The organism is Hydrogenophaga sp. (assembly GCF_041633695.1).
Lineage (GTDB): Bacteria > Pseudomonadota > Gammaproteobacteria > Burkholderiales > Burkholderiaceae_C > Hydrogenophaga.
The window spans coordinates 1-4,160 of record NZ_JBFJMY010000373.1 but is presented as its reverse complement, the minus strand read 5'-3'; the positions used below and the strand labels follow the sequence as shown (position 1 = coordinate 4,160).

Genomic DNA, 4,160 nt, shown 5'->3' with positions numbered 1-4,160 from the left:
GGATCAACGCGCCCGATGAACACCTGTTCTGCCGCGCCCAGCCGGCCAGCGATCTTCTGATCGCGCCGCGGTCCTGGCACCGCATCGACCCCGACGCACGCAAGACCTATTCGGCGACGGTCTTCCGCAACCAGCTCGTCGCCAGCGACGTCTCGATCCTTCACCTGCGGCTTCCGACAGGCGTGCGAGCCCGCTTCGCCGCTGGCCAGTACCTGCAGGTCATTCTTCCCGACGGGCAGCGGCGTTCGTTCTCGATGGCCAACGCGCCGCATGAGAACGACGGTGTTCTGCTGCACATCAGGCACATGCCCGGTGGCGGCTTCACATCAGGCGTCGTTCCCAATCTGGCCAAGGGCGATGTGCTGCAAATCGAACTCCCGCACGGCGACTTCTATCTGCGCGAGGAGAGCGACCGTCCGTTGCTGTTCATTGCCGGCGGAACGGGTTTCGCGCCGGTCAAGTCCATCATCGATGACATCATCAAGCGCGGCATCGAGCGGCCGATGACCCTGTTCTGGGGCGCACGCGTGCCCGCTGGCCTGTATGCGCCCGAAGTGGTGAAGAAGTGGCTCAGGCAGCGCCCCTCGCTGCGCTATGAACCCGTCATCAGCGCCCCGATTGATGCGATGGCATGGAGTGGACGGCGGGGACGAGTGCACCAGGCGGTGCTGGAGACCTTCGACTCGGTGCAGGACTTCGACGTCTACGCCTGCGGCGCGCCGGCCATGGTGCAGGCCGTGCGCACGGCCCTCGAGGATCAGCGAGGACTGCCGCCGACGCAGTTCTTCAGCGATTCATTCGTCGCGGAAAGCCCTGTCGCCGTGGTCTAGCTGCGCCCGCGCCGATCTGACGCCCGCCGCGTGCAGCCATGCACGCCGGTCGGCGAAAGAGCCAACGACTTGGAGATGAAATTGTCTGACTTGCTATCGATCCATGAGTCTCTTGAACTGGCAGCTGAGCGAGTCGATGATCTCGTGCCGCTGGTGTACGAACGATTCTTTGCACTCAGGCCAGACGCCCGTGCGTTGTTCGGGAACGATGCCCTCGGCCGGGGGCGGATGTTCAATGAAACCCTGACGATGATCCTGGAATGCACACAGGAAGTGGGGTACCTGGAGGGCATCGTCGAGCGGGAAGTGGGAGACCACCGGGGATATGGCGCGACTCTGTCCATGTATGAGAGCTATTTCGAGGCGGTGGTGCAGGCAATGCAGGCCGCCGTGGGCGAGTCTTGGACGCCGAGCCACGAAGAATCCTGGCGCCGCCAACTCAAGCACCTGATGTCGATCGTGGCTCGGCACGCGCAAATCGCCGATGGCCCGCTGAACCATTAACAAAGGAGACTGCTATGAGCACAAATGGTGCAGGCTTGCTGAGCCAGCCGGTTGAACGGGCTCCTGTGATCATGGAGCAAGCGGCATATTCGCGCCGTCGCCTGCTAGCGGCAGTGGCAGCTATTGCCGCTGGAGGCTTTGCGCGCTCTTCCCTTGGGGCTGGCAACGCAAACGAGATTGTCTTGGGTATGTCGCTGCCATTGACGGGCGTCCTCGGCAGCACCGCCCAGGGGTTTCGAGAGGGCACGCGCATCGCATTCGAGGATATGAATGTTGCCGGGGGCGTGCACGGAAGGAAAATTCGCGTTGAACTGATGGACGACAGATTCGACAGGGACCTGGTCGTACGAAATGCGAAGGCCATGCTCGATCAAGGTGTGCTGTGCCTCTTCGGGTTCATGGGAACGCCGGGGATCCTGGCCGTCTCTGCCCTTGTCAATGAGCGCCAGGTTCCGCTGATCGGAGCCGTATCAGGGGCCCCGGCAACCAAAGACCCAAAGAACAAGTTCGTCTTCATCGTACGAACGAGTTTTTCGAAGGAAGCCGAAAATGCCGTCAACGTCGGCGTCATCACAGGCATGAAGGTCTGGGGCGTCGTCTATCAGGACGATGGCCAAGGCAAGGCCGCACTCGCGGGTGTGCAGACCGGACTGGCACGACATCAGCTGAAAACATCGATCGAGGCGGCATTTCCGCCAGCGGCGAGTCCTGACTTCGGCGATGCATTGGCGCGCATTCAGTCCAGCCAGTTAGGCGCGCTGGTGTTTGGCGGAAGTGCTCCAGCTTTGGCCGCTCTGATATCGCAGGCCAAGTCAAAGGGGATCAAGTTGCCTGCGACAACCGTCCTATCGGTCGTGTCGCCGGATGCGGCCATCGCGTTGTTGGGCGACGATGCGATAGGCCTGCGATTCACCCAGCCGGTGCCCTATCCCTTCAGCGTTCGCCCCGGCGCTTCAGCAGAGTACCTGAGGGCGGTCGGTCGGCATTCGAGCGAGCCGCCTTCCTTCATCGGCATGGAAGGATTCCTTTCAGCCAGACTGATGATCAAGGCGCTTCAGATGACGCCATCTCTACAGCGTACTTCGCTCGTAGCAAGCCTGGAGTCGATGAGCAACTACCCATTGACCAACGACTTTCGGGTCACCTTTGGGCCGGCGGATCGCTCAGGTGCAAGCTATGTCGATACCATGATCGTTGGCCACGGCCGCAGGATCATCCGGTAGCTCAGCGAGCTCGAAGGACACTACTCCTCTTTCATCCGGTTCTCGATGAAGCACGAGCGCAATCGCCGATCCCCTGAGCGTTTCGAGCCGAAGAGGTCGAGCCCAAACCGTGCGCAGCTGCTTCCTGAGCTGACAGTAGACGTCGAGCAATCTCCTTTTGAATTCTGGCCAGCGACAACGCCAGAGTGCATCACTCTTCTGAAGCACAGGACTGATGTCTGTCCGCGCGGGCCTATTTCGGGTTATTCATCACTTGCCACCCGGCGCTTTGGCTGGGCGGTTGATTCGATCGAGCAATCAACAATAGCCATCAAGGAGTAAAACAATGATCCGCACCGCGCCAGCTGTCACTCGTCCTTGCTACTTTTATTTCCCTTGCCATTTGTTTCGCCGCGCACTGTCCAACAGTTGCGCGGCGAGGCTGCAGTGATTGAGTTGCGGCACCTGCGCTACTTCGTCGCCGTTGCTGAGGAACTGAATTTCACCCGCGCGGCAGAGCGTATCCACCTCGACCAGACACCGCTGTCGCGCGCGGTGCGCGACCTAGAGGCGGAGTTGGGCGTCAAGCTGTTTGTCCGCGCGCCGCGCCACCTGGCGCTGACCCCGGCGGGCGCCCAGTTGCTGCAGGAGACGCGCAAACTGTTTATTCGCTTCGAGCGCGCCAAGTGTGCCGTGCGCCGAACGAGTGCGCTCTACCAGCCGCCGCTGCGTATCGGCGTGGCCGACGGCATCTCCCAGCCCAGGCTTGCCGAGTGCTTGGCCGGATGGCAGGCGTTGGCGCCTGCGGTGCCGCTGGAACTGTCCGAGATGCGCGCCCGCGAACTGGCCGCAGCGCTGTGCCAGGAAGAGGTGGATGTCGGCTTTTCCTTTGGAGTGCCCGAGGACGAGCGCATCGCCCAGGATGCGGCGTGGAGCTATCCACTCATTGCCCTGTTGCCGCTGGGGCACGAGCTGGCGCGAAAGGAGTGCCTGAGCCTGGCCGAGCTGGCGTGCTTTCCGATGATCGCCTGCCACGCCAGCTACAAGCCCGGCGTGCGTCAGCAGATCGACTGCTTCGTGCGCCAGTGCGGTTGCACGCCGCTGATCGCGGGCGAGGCCAGCACTTTCACCGGCTACGTGACGCGGATCGCCGCCGGGCTGGGCGTGGGCGTGGCCGACAGCGGCCATGTCGAGACCCTGCGCCGCGACGATATCGTGGCCTTGCCTCTGGTCGACGACCTACGCCTGCACACCTACGTGCTGCACAAGCACCAGCGCTTCGGCCTGCCCGAGGCGGTGGAACGTTTTCTTACCCACGCCAAATCCTTGTAGCGATCGTTACGGGTTCCGCTTAACGGGCCGGCGCCTGATGCGCCATCGGCCTTGGACAGCCCGCGCATCCGCTGGGATGCTGTCGGGGTAGACAGGCCGAAGGCATGCGCCTTCGGCGATGAAGGGGTCTCAGCCAGCCGCCTGCGTTTTCTTCGACGTGTTCGCCAGCCTGCGCCGCGCTGCGCCCTGATGGGTGTGCCGCGCGGCACATCGATTCCAGACTCGTGCTATGCGTGCCATGAGAGTGCGCATGCGTATGGCGGACGCGGGCAACACGCTGGAGGAAGTAGGC

At 62.6% G+C, this 4,160-nt stretch carries 4 protein-coding genes; all 4 read left to right on the top strand.

Annotation, left to right across the window (positions count from 1 at the left end):
• A partial coding sequence (locus tag ABYB95_RS18300; protein ID WP_372660119.1) for an FAD-binding oxidoreductase occupies nucleotides 1-830 on the top strand: 830 nt, incomplete at its 5' end.
• A gap of 75 nt (nucleotides 831-905) precedes the next feature.
• Nucleotides 906-1,334 carry a hypothetical protein gene (locus tag ABYB95_RS18295; RefSeq protein ID WP_372660117.1) on the top strand — a complete coding sequence of 143 codons (429 nt, stop codon included), beginning with the start codon at nucleotides 906-908 and terminating at the stop codon, nucleotides 1,332-1,334.
• Nucleotides 1,335-1,348: 14 nt separating this feature from the next.
• Nucleotides 1,349-2,557 (top strand): ABC transporter substrate-binding protein, encoded by a 1,209-nt coding sequence (locus ABYB95_RS18290; protein WP_372660115.1) that lies wholly within the window; start codon nucleotides 1,349-1,351, stop codon nucleotides 2,555-2,557.
• Between the two features lie 408 nt (nucleotides 2,558-2,965).
• Nucleotides 2,966-3,868, top strand: a complete 903-nt coding sequence (locus tag ABYB95_RS18285) for a LysR family transcriptional regulator (RefSeq protein WP_372660113.1) — start codon at nucleotides 2,966-2,968, stop codon at nucleotides 3,866-3,868.
• The last annotated feature ends 292 nt before the right edge of the window (nucleotides 3,869-4,160 follow it).

What these genes read in the sequence shown, in the direction of transcription:
- ABYB95_RS18290 (WP_372660115.1), top strand. Translation starts at nt 1,349, where the DNA reads ATGAGCACAAATGGTGCAGGCTTGCTGAGCCAGCCGGTTGAACGGGCT.
- ABYB95_RS18295 (WP_372660117.1), top strand. Translation starts at nt 906, where the DNA reads ATGAAATTGTCTGACTTGCTATCGATCCATGAGTCTCTTGAACTGGCA.